Raw genomic sequence first — 17045 nt, 5'->3', positions numbered from 1 at the left:
TGTTAGTGACGCAATACTTCTACCCAGAAGTATTTAAGAGTAATGATTTGGCGTTTGAATTGGCAAGACGTGGACATCATGTAGATGCCTTAGTAGGCATTCCCAATTATCCGGAAGGGAAATATTTTAAAGGATATGGCTTGTTTAGCAAGCGGTGTGAAGTGATTGATTGTTCTGATGACAATCGGAAAGGAAAAGTAAATGTTTACCGTTGCTTTCAGACTCCCAGAGGTAGAGGCGGTTGGCGATTACCAATAAATTATTTTTCATATGTGATAAGCGGTTGCTTGTGGGTGCTGTTCTTCTTTGCATGGAGAAAAAAATATGACTGCATTATCGGGCATGAACCTTCGCCCATTTTCCAGGCTTACCCGGCTTTGCTGCTTAGAAAGTTGAGAAAGACACCTTTTTACTATTGGATTATGGACTTGTGGCCTGATGCGATGATGTCGGGTGGCGGCGTGAAGAATAAAAGGTTGCTTGGATTTATAGATAAATTGGTACGGGGCATATACAGGCAGACGGATAAGATTCTTATTACAAGTAGACGGTTTTATGAACCGATTGCAGCAAAAGGTGATTTTGCTGATAAAATTATCTATTTTCCGAATTGGAGTGATGATATCCTGAAGATGCCACAAGTCTATGACATACCACAGTTGTTTGATGGATTTAGGATAATGATTACAGGAAACCTTGGTAGGTCTCAGAATCTAGAGGCTGTGACAGAAGTAATGTTGGGACTAAAAGATATTTCAGAAGTGAAGTGGGTGTTTGTTGGTGGTGGCTCACGCAAGGAATGGCTTGAGAACTTCATTAAAGAAAATGGTATGGAGGATAAGGCGGTTTGTTTAGGTCAATTCCCGTTCAAGGCAATGCCTGCGTTTATGAGAGAGGCGGATGCTATGCTAGTAACACTCAGAGCAGGTTTCGCTCATTTAGAAGCTGTGGTGCCTGCACGTCTGCAAAGCTACATGTCTGCAGGTCGTCCTGTGTTAGCAATGATCGGTTATGGGGGAGTAGACATCATAGAAGAAGCTCATTGTGGATATGCAGTACCTGCAGGTAATTCAGAAGCTTTGATAAAAGTTATCCGTGAGAAGGTTTTGGCTGATAAAGTTGCATTTGAGCGGATGGGGCAAAATGGACGTAACTATTATGAAAAGAACTATCGTATAGATATGTGTATAGACAATCTTGAAAAGATAATCGGAGTTAAATAAATAATTAATAATGGAAGAACAAAAGAAGTTAAGTGCTACATATAAGATGCTTCGTGCTCTTGGATTCAATTATTCGGAAGAAGAATACGGGCAAGTAAGCCTACGACGAGTTATAAAACAGACTTTTGGCAATATATATCGCAAACGGCTGGAAAAAATGATGGATTGGCCGATACTCGCACCCATATGTCCGCGTAAACTCAGACCTTGGTTATTGAGAAGAATAGGATGTCATATAGGTAAGAATGTTTTTATCGGTGATTATGTACGAGTAGATTTAAATCATGCCAACCTAATTTATATAGGTGACTATGCACATGTTACGGCAGGGTGTAGATTGTTATGTCATCAACGAAACTTGAAGAATTATCATGTAGGTGATAATGCGGCAAAATGTGGGTATCGGTTAGGGGAAATTCATATAGGTAAAGGGGTTATGATAGGAATGGAAAGTATGATTATGCCTGGAGTGAATATTGGTGACGGAGCTGTTATCGGTGCTCGTTCTATGGTATTGAAAGATGTTCCAGCCTACACAGTTGCTATTGGATCACCGGCAAAGGTAGTAAAAGAGTTTGCGTTGCGAGAGAGTTCTAATATAACGACGTTCCAAGAATAGGATAATGAAAAAAGTTTTGATAACAGGTGCTGGTAGCTATGTAGGCACGAAAGTGGAGAAATGGTTACAACAATATCCAGAAGAATTTCAAGTGGATGCAGTAGACACAATCAATGATAACTGGAAGAATGCTGACTTCAGTAAATATGATGTTGTTTATAATGTAGCAGGTATTGCTCATGTTAAAGCTGCAAAAGGTGAAGGACCTTTGTACTACGCTATAAACCGCGATATGGTGATTGATATTGCCAGAACTGCAAAAATAGCAGGTGTGAAGCAATTTATACACATGAGTAGTATGATTGTGTATAAAGAGGTAAAAACATTGGATGGTAAGAAAATTCATAAGGATACGGTGCCAGCACCTAATGGTTTTTATGGAGACTCAAAGCTACAGGGCGAGAAAGGCATACGAGAACTTGATTGCCCAACGTTTAAAGTGTGTATTCTTCGTCCTCCTATGATTTATGGGCCGGGATGCAAAGGTAATTTTCCTAGATTGGCCTGGTTGGGTGTAAAAGCTCCTGTATTCCCTGCTTGGCACAACAAGAGGAGTATGCTTTTTGTAGATAGTCTATGCGAATTTATACGTCAGGCCATTTTGCATGAATGTCAAGGAACATTCTATCCTCAAAATAAGGAATATGCTGATACAGTAGAAATCGTTCGCTATTTTGCGGAAAAGTACAATCATAAGATTTGGATTACTTCGATATTCAATTGGTTGATTTTGTTGTTTGGAAACCATGTGCGTGCTTTGGGAAAAATGTTCTCAAATAGTACATATGACATGGAGATGAGTAAATATGATTTTGATTATCATGTGAAAGATTTAAAAGATTCTTTTGAAGGTATTGAACCTAGAAAAAGTATGAAATGAGTATGAGCAATGCTGGAATGGCTTATATATTGAATAGAATCATAATTGAAGATAAAGACAATGTTTTACAAAGTAATCAAGCGGATATTTGATTTTATCTGTGCCTTGATAGGCATCATTGGTACATCACCTTTATGGATAGTCGGCATTATCGGAATTTTGATTTCCGACTGGGGACCGGTATTCTATACAGCTCATCGTATTGGCAAGAATAACAAACCATTCAAAATGTATAAATTTCGTTCTATGCGAGTGGTAAAAGCTGCTACAGAGGCTTCTTTAAGACCCGACGAGGATCGTATATTTCCGTTCGGTCATTTTATTCGCAAAGTGAAGATTGACGAATTACCGCAGTTGTTGAATATTTTAAATGGCACTATGTCAATAATTGGGCCACGTCCGGTAGCACAAGACCAATTTGGTATGTTTCGTTATGGAAAATGGAATGAGGCGGCAAAAGTGCCGGTAGGATTGAGCGGACCGGCAGCACTTTATGACTTTATCTATGGTGATCAGATCACAGATGAGAAAGAGTATATGGAAAAGGTATATCCTACACGTCGTGAATTAGAATATACGTATGTCCAAAAGGCTGGCATATTCTACGATTTAAAGATGATAGTATATACTGTCGTTTGCATACTCTATGCAGTGTGTGGTAAAGAATGCACTTGGATGTTGAATGAGTTTGTTGAGGATGCAAAGATGACAATGGATAAATGAACGAATACAGTACCGATCAGATGAATGATGATCAATGGTGTTAGAGTTTAGTGTAAGCAGAAGAAAATAAAATAAAAACAAATGCAATGAAATATTTATTAGTAGTAGCACATCCCGATGACGAAGTCCTGGGGGCAGGTGCATCTATGTGGAAATGGTCACATGGAGGTGATGAAGTCAATGTGGCAATAATGTGTACAGAGGCAAAGGCTCGTGCGTTCCGTCCTTCTGATGCTGAATTGGAAGACGATACGGATGCAGCTACAAACTTTATCGGTGTAAGTAAAAAGTATGAAGCAACGTTCCCGAATATTGAGATGAACACAGTGCCTCATTTGAAGTTGGTACAGTTCATTGAGAGTGCTATTCGTGAAAGTGAACCAGATATTATTATTACTCATCATCCAGCTGATACCAACAATGATCATTTGCAGACTTCAATGGCTTGCCAGGAAGCTATCCGTTTGTTCCAACGTCAGCCAAGTGTGAAGCCAGTGAAAGAATTTTGGTATATGGAAGTGCCTTCATGTAGTGAATGGGCTATTAATGATGCCATGAACTTGTTTCGTCCTAACTGTTATGTTGAGGTGGGTATGGAAGGTGTGGAAGCCAAGTGCAAGGCATTGGCAATGTACCGTGGTGTTATGCGGCCTTACCCTCATCCTCGTAGCAATGAATATATTGAGGGATTAGCGGCAATGCGAGGCAGTCAGTGGGGATGTAAGTATGCTGAAGCATTTCAAGTTGTACTGAGAAGATATTAATGTGTGGTTTATGGAGTTTATGAGAGGTCTATGGGCGTTTTGTTCTTACCTCTTTGTTCCTGGAAGGGTAAAGAAGATGCTCAATAATTGAATGTATAGTATGGAAATAAATAAACAATTACTTGAAGCTCTCTTTGCAGAAGCTAAAGAGAATCCACGTTTACGTCAGAACTTCGATTTGCGTACCTCACCTGCAGATACCAGTCAGCGAATGCTTAACGCGTTACTTCCGGGTACAGTTGTGCCCATTCATCGACATGAAGATACTACCGAAACAGTAATCTGCCTGTGTGGTAAGTTGGATGAAGTAATTTATGAGGAAGTAGTTTCGTATGAGAAGGATACGGATGATTTTCAGAAGGGGGTGAATGTACAAGATGTAGCTCGTAAGGTTGAGTATCGAGAAGTACAGCGTATCCATCTCAATCCTACAGAAACCAAGTATGGTTGTCAGATACCTAAGGGTGCATGGCATACTGTGGAAGTGATTGAACCATCTGTTATCTTTGAGGCTAAAGATGGAGCTTATGCTCGTTAAACGATGAAAAACAGATGAAATGAATAGGAAGTACTGAAAGTGCTTTTTAATACGTTATGTTATAATTGAATATTTACAATGAGATGGAAAAATGTAGGTCCCTAGATTCATGTGACAAACATAAATCCCTACATTTAGTAGATTAGGAGCAATATAGTGGTATTGTCCTAATCTCGCTCTTCATATTAGTGTTAACACTAATATGATTTCCAAAAATACCAACTGTCTGTGAAGATCGTTGATATTTTTTTATACAATAAGCCGTGGTGGAAATCTAAAAGGAGCTACTTTTGACAAGAAATTACTTGAGAATACTCTTTCACCGCATCAAAGCACGGACATCCTTTCATCGGATTCAAGTCCCGGTGTCCCACGACCAGTGCTTTCGGAAACTGTCTTTTCAACTCCCTCAACAAGGCAAGCAAAGCTCCTTTTTGCTCCAGTGTACGCGTATCTTTCGGTTTCCCGTTCGCATCCAGTCCTCCCTCATAACAAACACCTATCGAATGGGTGTTATGATTACGGCAGTGTGCTCCAATCTTTTCTAAAGCGCGTCCCCGGTGAATCTCCCCATCACGAGTGATGTAGAAATGATAGCCAATATCACGGAAACCACGGTGCAAGATATGATCCTGTCGGCAAGCCTCCGCCGAAAGGGACTTTCCTTCCGGCGTGGCACTGCAATGAATGATAATTAATGTAATAGTCCGCATGGGATTACATGCAACTTTGTATTCCGAACACACCTCCGATGGCGGTGGCTACAGTGATAATGATTTTGAGGACTAAGCTCCATACAGAGCGGGGAGATGATGATTTACTCATACAATAACAGGTTTTAAATAAATTAATAATAGTTTTCTTTTACCACAGATTTACCACAGATTTACTGTAGGTTTACCATAGGTTTACCACAGATCTACACAGACTCACACAGATAAATAATCGACTACTTTAGCAACTACCAATTCAATATAATCTGTGGAAATCTGTGTAGTCAGTGGTGAATCTTTTAGGCAGCCGGGTCAGGCGCTTCACCACCTCCATCCGGTTTCGGATCAGGGTTGTCACCCGAATCAGAACCTCCTCCGGCAGTTGTCGGTTTCTGATATTCCGCCTGCTGCTTCAACTGGCTATCGAGTTTCAGATTATTGGTCGACAGATTACCGGTGGCACGGGCTTTCAGACGCATGCCGCTAATATTCTTTTCCAACGAAAACTCTTCCAGCGTATCGGCTGCCTTACTGCGAATACCCACACCAAAAATGGCAAGATCATCAATTTTCACACACTTGCCGTCTAGCAACAATTCCTTGATGCAATCTACCATATCCGAAAGCACACCTTTGATGACACCACCGGAATACGGTGAATTGTGCTTCGACATATGTTCGGCAAGCTTTGCCAAATCAAACGTCTCGTCGCTTACTGCACGGGCGAACCACTTACCCGCATTCAAGCCTTTCTTCTGCTGGTTCTGATAAATTTTGTAACGAATCATAAAACAATAAATTAAAGGGTTAAACATATTGTCCGGGGATTCTTTTCCCTTTCGACGATACAAAAATACTACTCCGGATCTCCCGGAAATCAGCTGTGCACGGTTGTGTCTGGTAGCGGTCGGTTATTTGTCATTATAGTCGGTTATTCAATGGAAAAACGTTGGTTATATAGTCGTTTTTTGTTATTTTTGTAACAGTAAATCAGAAATATATCCATCATGAGTGAATTTAAAATACGTGCTTACGGGCGCATGGAACTGGCGCAACTCTATTCTCCGCAACTAACTGACATCGCTGCCTATCGAAAGATGAAGAAATGGATCTCTTTGTGCCCCGGACTTCTGCAACGCCTGTACGACTTAGGCTACGAATCAAAGCGACGCTCATTCACACCGTTGGAGGTGAGAGTTATTGTGGATGCTTTAGGAGAGCCTTAAATAAAGCGTCGCTTTATGGTGTATAAAGCACCGCTTTACGATGTATAAAGCTTAGCTTTACACCTCCTAAAGCGATGCTTTATGCAGGACAAACGATTGTTTCAGTCAAAACGGATGTGGTAATTGAAATGACTACTGCATCCGTAAATAAAACGGGTACAGTAGGTACACTTTTTCCGGTTCACTCATACACACACGCACGCGCATACAACCCTTTACCGTCCATACTGATTAATTTTCCGTGTTTGGTGAGACGCTTCAGCCAAGTGAGGGCTGTGTTTTCCTTAATTCCCATGGCAACTGCTTCTTCCAGTAACTGTGTACGAGTAAATTCATCACCCAGTTTCTGGAAGAGATAATCACGATCGGCATTAGGACGGTGGCTGATTTCTGTATTGGGGAGGAACGATAGAATATGCGTGGCATGACAGTAGAGAGGTGCCGCAAGACTAAGCACAGCATGAAAGTCTTCCTGTGAAATGGATACATCCCAACGAGTGATGATGTCATCTTTGCGGTTGTCCGCAGGAATCTCCTTGTCCGGTGTGAAAGGAGAGGTGGGAGAGGTCTTGAAGTCGTAGGGCTGCGGGCTTTCGAGGGCACGCAATACAGCTACTTCCGACATGATTCTGCATAGATTGACGGCCAGACGTGCCACAAAACTATACATTTCCCTTCCATTAGCTACACTGGAGCGTTCAAACAAGTCGGAAAAGACGGTGTCGATTTCTTCTTTTTGTTCATCTGTGAGTTGCAGGGTATGAATGCCGTGCGCTTTTATCACGCTCAACTTTTCTTTCCATTCCAGTCCCATAGCGGTGAATATCTCCTCCCAATCTATCTCGTTGTCCATAAATTGGCTGATCCATTTACTGATTCCGCACATGTAATAATATAATTGGCGGGAGTATGATCCGTCTTCTGCCGTCGGAATGAAAGTTTGCACCTGCGACGGCGTACCCGAAATCAGAACGGAAAGATAGCTTTTCTTCACTTCCCGGTATTCCTGGTCGGTGCGGCGGTTGTAGGACAAGCGGTCGTGGTCGAACGCTTTGCGTAGGGTGTCGCTCCAATGACCGTGGTCCGATCCGATGGCGGTGGAAAGAGTGTCCGCTTCCGCTTCGCAGATAAGTCCGGTTCCGTCGGAGTCCATGATGTTTTGTAGGATACCCGTACCGGTGTTGTTGCCCGAAATGAGGAACATCCTGTTAGGGGGCATTTGTGGAGCCTCCTTTTTGGTTCGTTCTTTTCCCATTGCATCGTACTCGGTTTTCTCTTTTTTGTATGCTTTCATCTGTATGGCCACTTCTTTGCGGATCTCGTCGTGGATAGGTTCCACGAGTAAGCGGATGTAGGAAAGGATACCTTTGCCGGAGGCCGAAGGAGCCACTACGAAACATTGGAGGCTGGGGTGATGGTATTTGCCGCCATATAGGCATCGCACGTGGCGCGACATACAAGCACCCAGGGCAGTGAGCGCTCCCAATAACATGATGTCGTGTTGTATTGGGCTGCTCCCGGCTTTTATGATACGTTGCAAAAATTCCGGCCAGTCGTTTTCCGGAAAAGTGGGCAATTGATGTTGCGGTTCACTGCCCGGTAATAGTTCTTCTTCCCCTTCTTTATCATCGGAGATATTGTCATTTCCCACCTTATTACACGCGCCCGTGTGTGTGGGAAATTTGCGTGCTGTACCTGCTGTACCTTTTGTACCTGTGGGATGTTTGGGCATTTCTTCTATGCAGATGCTTACTCCCGTCGCTTCGGCCAGGTGGAAAGCGGTGCCCAAGTGCACTTCTCCACGTTGGGTGTGGAGTGCGTTGGAGAATACCCGTTCGGCATGTTCGCGCTGATACTTGGGAGACACCCGGCACAGGCGATGGAAAAAGTCACGTCCTGCTTCACCGCAATCCGTTGCGATGGCGAATGACAATTGTACGTATTCAAGATAGGTGGGAGCAATGTCCGCTCCTGCCGCTTCGACTGCTTCGGTGAGACGGCATAAAGATTCAATATCGGTCATGTTTTGATTTTTATAAAATAATGTTTAATTATTCTCGTTTACTTGGTTCTGAACAATGCTTCCGGGTCGTAACTAAGGAAACAGGATCTCACGAGGTCTTTGCCGGAGAAATCTACTTTGGATTTCGTTTCGGAAGAAACCGCTGTTACCGTATTGTATGCCGTCTCTACGTACCGCATCGCCCAACTCATGTTTTCTGTGATATTTTTTGTATCATTTGTCGTGGAGGAATAATGGCAAGGAACAAATGCCTTTACACCCAGTCCGCTGGGGCTGATAAAGGTGAGTACAGGTTGTAGGAGAGGATCGTCATAGAGCATACGTCGCATTTCTACTGCTTCCTGATAAGAGTGGAGACCGTCCACATCTACTATCACCAGATGAGACGGGGAGACGAAATCCTTACAGCTACGGCGGGTGAATGTGCCGCAAGGGGTCACATACGGAAGCAATGATGCTTTGGCGGCTCGTATATCTGTGGCATTCCGTACTTGTGCGGTCAGGGTTTTGAGATTCTCATTGCAAGTAATCATTTGGAAAACTTGTTCGATGGAGACTTCGCAGAAGGGGATAAGCGTGGGAGGAGTCATCAGTCGGCCTTGTTTGTCTTTGATGGGAGCGATAGGTGGCATAAAATAGGACATTCTGTAGTTGTTTGACATCATTTTCTTTTTGTTATAAGTTAAAATGTTTATTTTTGCAAAAAATATGAGTGTGTTTCAAAAACACGGCATGAAGGTAGTAATAACAAAATAGACTCTACCCTGATATGTGAGGATAAAAGTTAAAATAATTAATTATTAAAGTGTGTATTTAACAACAAAAAACAAAGATGAAAAAGAAAACGGTTTGTTGCAGTGATTTGGGAGCTTATATTAATGAGTTGCTTAAACGTGCGAAATTGAAAAATGAGTATGTATGCGAGACCCTGGGTATGGGACATGATGTTTTGAATGGCATAAAAAAGGGCTAAATCTCCCATTGAACGATTATATAAAAGTAATGAATCTCTGTTTGAATGCCTACAACGAAGAGGAGATTGAACTGATTTTGAATACGTTGGTGAGAATGTATCTGCGCTACTACAAGAAGAGGATAGTGGAGTAATCCGTGAAATAATTGATAGAAAATCCCGGCTGAATAAATAAAAAGGCCGGGATTTTTTTGTTTAGGATGTCTATTTGTCATTCTTGGGAAATATCAAATGGTAGCCATACCTTTTCCGTGTGCGATAACGAAAACACAAAAAATAACATTTTATTAGGTAGAAAAAGTTTGAGGAATGCTTCGTAGTTCACAAATAATGATTAAATTTGCCGCGATTTGTAATGCGGAGTTTGCAAAATGACGAATAATACTATAAAGCATCTAGGTATTGTGGAAAACATACAGGGTTCTCATCTGTCGGTGAGGATTGTCCAGACATCGGCTTGTGCGGCATGTAGCGCAAAGGGGCATTGTTCCTCGGCGGATAGTAAGGACAAAATCATAGATATCATAGATACCGCAGCTTCTTCCTATCAGGTGGGAGAGAAGGTGATGGTGGTCGGCGAAACGTCGATGGGCATGATGGCGGTATTGTTGGCTTTCGTACTTCCTTTCGTACTTCTTATATTTTCGTTGTTTCTTTTGATGGCATTGGTAGAGAATGAACTGTATGCGGCTCTTCTTTCTCTGGCTGTCCTTATACCTTATTATTTCGTTTTATGGCTTAACAAAACGCGACTCAAACAACAATTTTCATTTACTATAAAACCAATAAATAACTAAAAACATTATGAATTTGATTCTGATTGCAGTGATTTCATTGGGAGCTATAGCGCTCGTGCTGGCCGCTATTCTTTATGTGGCTTCCAAGAAATTTGCCGTGTATGAAGACCCGCGGATTGCCCAGGTGGGAGAAGTGCTTCCCCAGGCTAATTGTGGTGGATGTGGCTATCCCGGTTGTAGCGGCTTTGCCGACGCTTGCGTCAAAGCCGGTTCGCTGGATGGTAAATTCTGCCCCGTAGGCGGACAGCCTGTCATGGCACAAATTGCTGATATCCTAGGGCTTGCAGCCGGAGAAGCTGAACCGATGGTAGCAGTGGTAAGATGTAACGGAACGTGTATGAATCGTCCGCGTATTAATCAGTACGACGGTGCGAAGAGTTGCGCTATTGCCGCTTCGCTCTATGGTGGGGAAACGGGTTGTAGTTACGGATGTCTGGGGTGTGGTGACTGTGTGGCTGCCTGCCAGTTCGATGCCATCCACATGAATCCTGAAACAGGACTTCCGGAAGTGGATGAAGCGAAATGTACCGCTTGCGGTGCCTGTGTGAAGGCTTGTCCGAAGGCGATCATCGAAATCCGTCCGCAAGGAAAGAAATCACGCCGTGTGTATATCTCTTGTGTGAATAAAGACAAGGGAGCTGTGGCACGCAAGGCTTGTACGGTGAGTTGTATCGGCTGTGGCAAATGCGTGAAGACTTGTCCGTTCGAAGCTATCACGTTGGAGAACAACTTGGCTTACATCGATCCGCACAAGTGTAAATCTTGCCGGAAATGTGTGGAAGTCTGTCCGCAGAATACCATTATCGAATTGAATTTCCCGCCGAGGAAACCGAAAGAAGAAGCTCCGGCTGCTCCAAAACCGGCTGCTGTTTCTAAAGAAGCGGTGGAAACTCCTGCACCGGCGGCAAAAGTGGAAACTCCTGCTGAAAAGGCTACAGAAGCTCCGAAAGTAACAGAATAATAACAGAATAAAATACAGAACTGTATGTTAAAGACATTTTCAATTGGTGGAGTTCATCCACACGAAAATAAATTGTCGGCACATCAACCTATTATCACAGCGGAAGTTCCTGCAAAGGCTGTTATTTTGCTGGGGCAGCACATTGGTGCGCCTGCAAAACCGGTTGTAGCGAAAGGGGATGTGGTAAAGGTAGGCACTAAAATTGCTGAACCTGCCGGCTTTGTTTCGGCAGCAATTCACTCTTCGGTCAGTGGTAAAGTGGCGAAGATTGATACTATTGTCGATGCCAGCGGTTATGCGAAACCTGCTATCTTTATCGATGTGGAAGGCGACGAATGGGAAGAAACAATCGACCGTAGCGCCACACTGGTGAAGGAATGTGAACTTCCGGCAGAAGAGATCGTGAAGAAAATTGCCGATGCCGGAATCGTTGGTCTGGGTGGTGCTTGTTTCCCTACACAGGTGAAACTTTGTCCTCCTCCTTCTTTTAAAGCTGAATGTGTGATTATCAATGCCGTAGAATGTGAACCTTATTTGACTGCCGACCATCAGCTGATGCTGGAACACGCGGAAGAAATCATGGTAGGTGTTTCCATCCTGATGAAAGCAGTGAAAGTGAACAAGGCATTTATCGGAATCGAAAATAATAAGCCCGATGCTATCGAACTGATGACTAAAGTAGCTTCCAGCTATGCAGGCATCGAAGTCGTTCCCTTGAAGGTGAAATATCCGCAAGGAGGTGAAAAGCAGCTGATCGATGCGATCACCAAACGTCAGGTGGCGAGCGGTGCGTTGCCTATCTCTACGGGAGCAGTCGTGCAGAACGTGGGAACGGCGTTTGCCGTTTATGAAGCTGTGCAGAAGAATAAACCGTTGTTTGAACGGGTGATTACCGTGACGGGAAAGTCGGTTGCGAAGCCGTCCAACTTCCTGGCCCGTATCGGTACACCGATGAAACAGTTGATTGACGCTTGCGGTGGTCTGCCCGAAGATACGGGTAAGGTGATCGGTGGCGGTCCGATGATGGGTAAGGCGCTCGTAAATATCGAGGTTCCTACTGCGAAGGGCAGTTCCGGCATCCTGATTATGAACCGGAAGGAAGCCAAACGTGGTGAAGCTCAAACCTGTATCCGTTGCGCGAAGTGCGTGAGTGCCTGTCCGATGGGACTGGAACCGTACTTGCTCGGAGCTTTGTCCGAAAACGGAGATTTTGAAACAATGGAAAAAGAAAGAATCATGGATTGCATCGAGTGCGGCTCTTGCCAGTTCACTTGTCCTGCCAACCGTCCGCTGCTCGACTATTGTCGTCTGGGTAAAGGCAAAGTGGGAGCTATGATTCGTGCACGTCAAGCTAAAAAATAACGAATATGGAAAATAAATTAATCGTATCACTATCGCCCCACGTTCATGGCGGAGACAGCGTACAGAAAAATATGTATGGCGTGCTGATTGCACTGATTCCGGCTTTTCTGGTGTCTCTCTATTTCTTCGGACTGGGTGCCCTGATTGTCACGGCTACTTCCGTTGCGGCTTGTTTGTTCTTCGAATGGGCGATCGGAAAATATTTAATGAAGAAACCGGCCACCACCATCTGCGACGGCTCTGCCATCATCACAGGTGTGTTGCTGGCATTTAATTTACCGTCTAACCTGCCTATCTGGATTATCATCCTCGGTGCACTGTTTGCTATCGGTGTAGGTAAGATGTCTTTCGGCGGATTAGGCTGCAATCCTTTCAACCCGGCATTGGCAGGCCGCGTATTCCTGCTGCTTTCTTTCCCGGTGCAGATGACCAGCTGGCCGGTAGTCGGACAGTTGACCGCTTATACGGATGCTACCACCGGTGCCACTCCGCTGGCCTTGATGAAGCAAGCCATTTACGGTGACACTGCCGCTTTAAGCCAGATTCCGGACGCATTGACCTTGCTGATCGGACAGAATGGCGGATGCTTGGGTGAAGTGAGTGCACTGGCTCTGCTGATCGGACTCGTTTATATGCTCTGGAAGAAAATCATCACCTGGCATATTCCTGTGTCTATCCTGGCTACTGTGTTTGTCTTTGCAGGCATCATGCACCTGGCAGATCCGGAAAAATACGTTTCTCCGGTATTGCAGTTGCTTTCCGGTGGTCTGATGCTGGGTGCTGTTTTTATGGCAACCGACTATGTGACTTCTCCGATGAGTAAGAAAGGGATGCTGATCTATGGTGTATGTATCGGTCTGCTGACGGTAGTTATCCGTCTGTTCGGCGCCTATCCCGAAGGTATGTCGTTCGCCATCCTGATTATGAATGCGTTCACTCCGCTGATTAACACCTATTGTAAACCAAAACGCTTTGGGGAGGTAGCGAAGAAGAAATGAAAAAGTTAGAATCATCTTTAAAGAATATGTTGCTGGTACTTACGGGAGTGACTGCTATTTCCGTTGCGTTGCTGGCTTATGTAAATGAACTGACAAAAGGCCCCATTGCCGAAGCGAACGCGAAGACACTGAACGAGGCCTTGAAAAAGGTTCTTCCCGAATTTACCAATAATCCGGTAGCGGAAAGCGATACGATCTTCAGTGAGAAAGACGGAAAGAAGAATGTTGACTTTATCGTTTATCCGGCTAAGAACGGTGAAGAACTTGTAGGAACCGCTGTCGAAGCTAAATCAATGGGATTTGGCGGTGAACTGAAAGTGCTGGTAGGCTTTAATGCCGAAGGAAAAATCTATAACTACTCTCTGTTGGCTCACACGGAAACTCCGGGATTGGGCTCTAAAGCCGACAAATGGTTCGGAGCGTATGATCCTGCGAAAGGAGAAAAGGCAGTATCTCACGAAGAGAGTACGAAATCTATTTTGGGTATGAATCCGGGTGAAGCTCCGTTGACCGTCAGCAAAGATGGGGGAGCGGTGGATGCCATCACAGCTTCTACCATTACTTCACGCGCTTTCTTGAATGCCGTGAATGCTGCTTATCAGGCCTATAAGGCCGAAGGCGGGGAAGTGAATGGTGTAACCGGTGCTTCTCAAAAAGCGAAAGGCGCGGACGCAGATGCTGCTGACGCTGCTACGGGAGCTACGATCAAAGTTGAACTAACTGATTCAGTCAGTGCTAAATAAGAAAGGAGACAGATATGAATAACTTTAAAGTAATGATGAACGGGATTATCAAAGAGAATCCTACGTTTGTACTCCTGCTCGGTATGTGTCCTACATTGGGTACTACATCATCGGCTATCAATGGTATGGGTATGGGACTGGCTACCATGTTCGTATTGATCTGCTCGAATGTGGTGATCTCTTTAATAAAGAACCTGATTCCGGACATGGTGCGTATCCCATCGTTTATTGTGGTGATCGCATCCTTCGTGACCTTGCTTCAAATGGTGATGCAGGCTTACGTGCCGGGACTGTATGCTACACTCGGTCTTTTCATTCCGTTGATTGTAGTGAACTGTATTGTACTGGGACGTGCCGAAGCCTTCGCTGCCAAGAATAACGCAGTTGCTTCTATGTTCGACGGTATCGGTATGGGGCTTGGCTTTACCATCGCCCTGACTTTGCTGGGTGCTGTCCGCGAGTTTTTGGGAACCGGTAAAATCTTCGATTTGACCATCATGCCGGAAGAATATGGAATGTTGGTGTTTGTATTGGCTCCGGGCGCTTTCATCGCTTTGGGATACCTCATTGCGTTGATTAACAGTTTCAAGAAAGCCTAATTCAATTAAATAAGAAAAGAATATGGAATATATATTGATATTTATTTCGGCAATCTTTGTAAACAACATCGTGTTGTCGCAGTTCCTGGGTATCTGTCCGTTCCTGGGCGTATCCAAGAAGGTGGAAACTGCGATGGGTATGAGCGCTGCGGTTGCTTTCGTGTTGACCATCGCTACCATCGTCACTTTCCTGATTCAGAAGTTTGTACTGGATGTTTTCGGACTGGGATACTTGCAGACGATTACATTCATCCTGGTGATTGCCGGATTGGTGCAGATGGTGGAAATCATCCTGAAAAAGGTATCTCCGGCCCTGTATCAGGCTTTGGGTGTGTTCTTGCCGCTGATTACAACGAACTGTTGTATTCTTGGTGTCGCTATCCTGGTGATTCAGAAAGACTATGACCTGCTGACAGGTGTTGTGTACGCGTTTTCTACGGCTATCGGCTTCGGTCTGGCACTGGTGCTTTTTGCCGGATTGCGCGAACAGATGAGCCTTGTGAAAATTCCGAAAGGAATGCAAGGAACTCCGATTGCTTTGATTACCGCCGGTTTGCTTGCTATGGCATTCATGGGATTCTCCGGCGTGGTGTAAGGATTTACAGTTGATGATTAAATAGGGGATTGGAAGCTCTGCTGTGTGGCGACATACAGGTTAGAGTTTCCAATTCTTTTTTATACCTAAATGCTACCAAATCGTACCTTAATTACTTTTCAGCAAATAAATTTGTGGCAGATTATTGCAATTCCATTTTATTTCCATACATTTGTAACTCAAACAATAATAAGCCGAGAAACTAACCATTTTTTATAAAGTATATGAAAGAAAGAATTTTAGTAACAGGCGGGACAGGATACATTGGGTCTCATACTGTTGTAGAACTACAAAACAGTGGATATGAAGTAATCATCATCGATAATTTATCAAATTCAAGTGCCGACGTTGTTGACAATATAGAGAAAGTTTCCGGTATTCGCCCAGTTTTTGAAAAGCTGGACTGTTTGGACTTTGCCGGTCTGGATGCAGTATTTGCAAAATATAAAGGAATTAAGGCAATCATTCACTTTGCAGCTAGCAAAGCAGTAGGAGAGTCGGTACAAAAACCGTTGCTTTACTACCGTAATAACCTGGTTTCTTTGATTAACCTTCTCGAACTGATGCCAAAACATGGAGTAGAAGGTATTGTGTTCTCTTCTTCTTGTACAGTATACGGTCAGCCGGACGAGCTGCCGGTAACGGAAAAGGCTCCGATTAAGAAAGCGGAATCACCTTATGGAAATACCAAACAGATCAATGAAGAGATTATTCGTGATACGGTAGCTTCAGGTGCTCCGATCAATGCGATCATGTTGCGCTATTTCAACCCGATTGGCGCGCATCCTACTGCATTGCTGGGTGAACTGCCTAACGGGGTTCCTCAAAACCTGATTCCATATCTGACCCAGACAGCCATCGGTATCCGTGAGAAACTTAGCGTGTTTGGTGACGATTATGATACACCGGACGGTTCTTGTATCCGTGACTTTATCAATGTCGTTGACTTGGCTAAAGCACACGTGATTGCTATCCGTCGTATCTTGGAAAAGAAACAAAAAGAAAAAGTAGAAGTATTTAATATTGGTACAGGACGTGGTGTTTCTGTATTGGAATTAATAAATGGCTTTGAAAAAGCCACTGGCGTAAAATTGAATTATCAGATTGTCGGACGTCGTGCAGGTGACATTGAAAAAGTTTGGGCTAACCCGGATTTTGCTAATAAAGAGTTGGGTTGGAAAGCCGTAGAAACTTTAGAAGATACTTTACGCTCTGCATGGAACTGGCAGCTGAAACTCCGTGAAAGAGGGATTCAATAAAAGAGAAACTTGTTTTAAATAACATAAAAGTTTAAACAAATCGTGCATG

The 17045-nt window shown here is 43.8% G+C and carries 21 protein-coding genes; 16 read left to right on the top strand and 5 right to left on the bottom strand.

Going from position 1 to position 17045, the window contains the following annotated elements:
* Nucleotides 1–47 precede the first annotated feature (47 nt).
* The 6 genes from DXB58_RS09930 (at nt 48) to DXB58_RS09905 (ending at nt 4747) form a co-directional block, all read left to right on the top strand.
* Nucleotides 48–1223 carry a glycosyltransferase family 4 protein gene (locus tag DXB58_RS09930; protein ID WP_233527270.1) on the top strand — a complete coding sequence of 392 codons (1176 nt, stop codon included), beginning with the start codon at nt 48–50 and terminating at the stop codon, nt 1221–1223.
* 10 nt (nt 1224–1233) lie between these two features.
* On the top strand, nt 1234–1842 hold the full coding sequence (locus DXB58_RS09925; protein ID WP_118029676.1) for a DapH/DapD/GlmU-related protein: 609 nt from the start codon (nt 1234–1236) through the stop codon (nt 1840–1842).
* 4 nt (nt 1843–1846) lie between these two features.
* A complete protein-coding gene (locus tag DXB58_RS09920) occupies nt 1847–2722 on the top strand; it encodes an NAD-dependent epimerase/dehydratase family protein (protein WP_118029675.1) in 876 nt (291 codons plus the stop codon).
* Nucleotides 2723–2782: 60 nt separating this feature from the next.
* Nucleotides 2783–3445, top strand: coding sequence for a sugar transferase (locus tag DXB58_RS09915; RefSeq protein ID WP_118029674.1), 663 nt, complete (start codon nt 2783–2785; stop codon nt 3443–3445).
* Between the two features lie 86 nt (nt 3446–3531).
* Nucleotides 3532–4209, top strand: a complete 678-nt coding sequence (locus DXB58_RS09910) for a PIG-L deacetylase family protein (RefSeq protein WP_118023961.1) — start codon at nt 3532–3534, stop codon at nt 4207–4209.
* A 100-nt stretch (nt 4210–4309) separates the two neighbouring features.
* On the top strand, nt 4310–4747 hold the full coding sequence (locus tag DXB58_RS09905; RefSeq protein WP_122136693.1) for a WbuC family cupin fold metalloprotein: 438 nt from the start codon (nt 4310–4312) through the stop codon (nt 4745–4747).
* A gap of 284 nt (nt 4748–5031) precedes the next feature.
* On the opposite strand, the gene DXB58_RS09900 is transcribed toward DXB58_RS09905, so the two are convergent.
* The 3 genes from DXB58_RS09900 to DXB58_RS09895 all read right to left on the bottom strand — a co-directional run bounded on the left by DXB58_RS09900 (nt 5032) and on the right by DXB58_RS09895 (nt 6248).
* Nucleotides 5032–5460, bottom strand: a complete 429-nt coding sequence (locus DXB58_RS09900) for an N-acetylmuramoyl-L-alanine amidase (RefSeq protein WP_122136666.1) — start codon at nt 5458–5460, stop codon at nt 5032–5034.
* A gap of 4 nt (nt 5461–5464) precedes the next feature.
* Entirely contained in the window at nt 5465–5572 is a 108-nt protein-coding gene (locus DXB58_RS27700; protein ID WP_004317947.1) for a smalltalk protein, read from the bottom strand.
* Nucleotides 5573–5759: 187 nt separating this feature from the next.
* Complete coding sequence (locus DXB58_RS09895; RefSeq protein ID WP_004303576.1) at nt 5760–6248, bottom strand: DNA-binding protein; 489 nt, start codon at nt 6246–6248, stop codon at nt 5760–5762.
* Nucleotides 6249–6467: 219 nt separating this feature from the next.
* Between DXB58_RS09895 and DXB58_RS09890 the strand changes: the two genes are divergently transcribed.
* Complete coding sequence (locus tag DXB58_RS09890) at nt 6468–6686, top strand: DUF4248 domain-containing protein (protein ID WP_004295574.1); 219 nt, start codon at nt 6468–6470, stop codon at nt 6684–6686.
* A 181-nt stretch (nt 6687–6867) separates the two neighbouring features.
* On the opposite strand, the gene DXB58_RS09885 is transcribed toward DXB58_RS09890, so the two are convergent.
* Nucleotides 6868–8709 carry a DUF3987 domain-containing protein gene (locus DXB58_RS09885; protein WP_122136665.1) on the bottom strand — a complete coding sequence of 614 codons (1842 nt, stop codon included), beginning with the start codon at nt 8707–8709 and terminating at the stop codon, nt 6868–6870.
* Between the two features lie 38 nt (nt 8710–8747).
* Entirely contained in the window at nt 8748–9371 is a 624-nt protein-coding gene (locus DXB58_RS09880) for a BT4734/BF3469 family protein (protein ID WP_004303574.1), read from the bottom strand.
* A gap of 170 nt (nt 9372–9541) precedes the next feature.
* Here DXB58_RS09880 and DXB58_RS27920 point away from each other — a divergent pair, with 170 nt between their 5' ends.
* The 9 genes from DXB58_RS27920 (at nt 9542) to galE (ending at nt 16996) form a co-directional block, all read left to right on the top strand.
* Nucleotides 9542–9682: a hypothetical protein gene (locus DXB58_RS27920; protein WP_004295577.1), complete on the top strand. Its 141-nt coding sequence runs from the start codon at nt 9542–9544 to the stop codon at nt 9680–9682.
* A gap of 371 nt (nt 9683–10053) precedes the next feature.
* Nucleotides 10054–10479, top strand: coding sequence for a SoxR reducing system RseC family protein (locus DXB58_RS09875; RefSeq protein ID WP_004295581.1), 426 nt, complete (start codon nt 10054–10056; stop codon nt 10477–10479).
* Between the two features lie 7 nt (nt 10480–10486).
* Nucleotides 10487–11440 (top strand): Fe-S cluster domain-containing protein, encoded by a 954-nt coding sequence (locus tag DXB58_RS09870; protein WP_004295582.1) that lies wholly within the window; start codon nt 10487–10489, stop codon nt 11438–11440.
* 24 nt (nt 11441–11464) lie between these two features.
* Nucleotides 11465–12802 (top strand): electron transport complex subunit RsxC, encoded by a 1338-nt coding sequence (gene rsxC / locus DXB58_RS09865; RefSeq protein WP_004295583.1) that lies wholly within the window; start codon nt 11465–11467, stop codon nt 12800–12802.
* A gap of 5 nt (nt 12803–12807) precedes the next feature.
* Nucleotides 12808–13800 (top strand): RnfABCDGE type electron transport complex subunit D, encoded by a 993-nt coding sequence (locus tag DXB58_RS09860; protein WP_122136664.1) that lies wholly within the window; start codon nt 12808–12810, stop codon nt 13798–13800.
* The gene (locus DXB58_RS09855; RefSeq protein WP_004309218.1) at nt 13797–14543 is read left to right on the top strand and encodes an RnfABCDGE type electron transport complex subunit G; all 747 of its coding nucleotides are present in this window, start codon (nt 13797–13799) and stop codon (nt 14541–14543) included. Before DXB58_RS09860 ends, DXB58_RS09855 begins: the two co-directional genes overlap by 4 nt.
* Nucleotides 14544–14557: 14 nt before the next feature.
* On the top strand, nt 14558–15142 hold the full coding sequence (gene rsxE, locus DXB58_RS09850) for an electron transport complex subunit RsxE (RefSeq protein ID WP_004295586.1): 585 nt from the start codon (nt 14558–14560) through the stop codon (nt 15140–15142).
* Nucleotides 15143–15164: 22 nt separating this feature from the next.
* Nucleotides 15165–15737, top strand: coding sequence for an electron transport complex subunit RsxA (rsxA, locus tag DXB58_RS09845; protein WP_004295587.1), 573 nt, complete (start codon nt 15165–15167; stop codon nt 15735–15737).
* Nucleotides 15738–15961: 224 nt separating this feature from the next.
* Entirely contained in the window at nt 15962–16996 is a 1035-nt protein-coding gene (galE, locus tag DXB58_RS09840) for a UDP-glucose 4-epimerase GalE (RefSeq protein WP_004295588.1), read from the top strand.
* Nucleotides 16997–17045: the final 49 nt, after the last annotated feature.

The organism is Bacteroides sp. OM05-10AA (assembly GCF_003439055.1).
GTDB classification, from domain to species: domain Bacteria; phylum Bacteroidota; class Bacteroidia; order Bacteroidales; family Bacteroidaceae; genus Bacteroides; species Bacteroides intestinigallinarum.
The sequence above is the reverse complement of the archived record's forward strand: the minus strand, read 5'-3'. Positions and strand labels throughout refer to the sequence as shown.